The sequence below is a fragment of the Candidatus Chlorohelix sp. genome (genome assembly GCF_037138995.1).
Classification (GTDB): Bacteria; Chloroflexota; Chloroflexia; order Chloroheliales; family Chloroheliaceae; genus Chlorohelix.
Genome location: NZ_JBAXHI010000111.1, coordinates 1 through 1,627, shown reverse-complemented (window position 1 = coordinate 1,627; position 1,627 = coordinate 1). Strand labels below are relative to the sequence as shown.

General features: G+C 47.9%; 1 protein-coding gene. It reads left to right on the top strand.

Annotation, left to right across the window (positions count from 1 at the left end; translation table 11 throughout):
* Nucleotides 1-168 precede the first annotated feature (168 nt).
* Entirely contained in the window at nucleotides 169-1,521 is a 1,353-nt protein-coding gene (locus WCK19_RS18510) for a nucleotide sugar dehydrogenase (RefSeq protein ID WP_342398888.1), read from the top strand.
* Nucleotides 1,522-1,627: the final 106 nt, after the last annotated feature.

Genomic DNA, 1,627 nt, shown 5'->3' with positions numbered 1-1,627 from the left:
CTAAAATTATCTAAAGGTAGACGCAACCATCGCCCAATAGTATAAAGATGCATATATTTACAGATAGTTTGAGCTATGGCTACAAACCGTTTAGTCATTACCCATCCGCGAATATCTAGCGTTATACCAGCCTAATAAAGTACACTTCGTGAAGTTGGAGGGGTCATTTTGTACGGGTCTCAATTAATAGAAAAGATTGAAGCGCAAGCTTGCCGTATCGGCATCATCGGATTAGGGAATGAAGGCTTGCTGCTGGCGCTGCTCTTTGCCCAAGCAAAGTTTAAAGTGGGCGCTTACGATGAAAGGCAAACCCTAATTGATGATTTGCGCGGTGGGGTGTCGCCTATTGCGGGGCTGCCATCCGCTCACCTCGTAAAGTTGCTGTCAGCGGGTATGCTCCAACCAACCGCCCAATTTGAAGCCTTGTGCGATGCCGATGCCTACATAATCTGCCTGCCTGCCCCCTCGAAAAAAGGGCGCACGTTCGACCTGAGCTATATTGAGCAAACGGTTGAAGCGCTGCTAGACATTTGGAAACCGGGCAAACTGGCGATTATCGAATCCATTGCCTATCCCGGTTCTACCAATGAGCTATTCTTGCAACCCTTTCTTAGAAGGGGTTTGCTGCCTGACCGGGATTTCTTTATGGCGCTTAGCCCAGAACGAAGCGAAGCGGTGGAAAAAAATTATGGGTTGTCGCAAATTCCAAAATTATTAAGCGGCATAACTCCACGAAGCGAGACCGCTGCCACTGCCCTTTACAACATGGTGTTCGACCAAATCATTCCGGTTTCAAGCGTGCGAGTAGCCGAATTGACCAAGTTATTAGAAAACAGCTTTCGAAGTGTCAATACCGCTTTGATAAATGAGTTTGATGAGGTTTGCCAACAGTTGGGGGTTAATACCAGTGAGGTAATTGCCGCCGCCAAAACCAAACCGTTCGGTTTTATGGCGTTTTCTCCCGGCGGGACGGTTGAAAGCAATATCGCGGCGGAATTTCAATGCGCCAACAAGGAGCAGCGCCTTGTAGCGTTGGCGCATGAAATTAATCAGGAACGCCCCCGCCAGTTAGTTTATCGGATTATGGAAAAGCTGAGTTGGCTAGGCAAACCCTTACTTTGGGCAAATATTCTTGTGCTAGGCGTTGCCAATCAGCCCATTATGTCCGAAGCTGCGGATTCGCCTACAGTTGCGCTGATTGAACAGCTTATGCTTAGAGGCGCACTCGTTACCTACTCCGACCCCGCTATCCGGCAAATTACTCTGCAAGATGAGCGCGTACTCCAGCACAACCCTTTGAGCAAGTTGCTACTGTCAGAGGCGGATTTGGTAGTTATTGCCGCCCCTAATGTGACTTGCAACGCCACCTTGTTAGCTGAGTTTGAAGATAAAATATTGGATGTCAACGGGTCATATGAGGCATTGCCGGAAGTTATCAAGTTGCACAAACGCGAAAATGAATCTACCTTGAAATATCAGCCGACCAATCCGGTAGGTAGCAAAAAGCGAAACGTTTCTTAAGAAGGGGTGTTGGCAAAATCTCATGGATTGGGGCAATAAAAGAAGGGCGACTCTAGCGTCGCCCCATAAGCATCAAGCTAAGGGAAAAGAGAGGGAAACAAAGCAG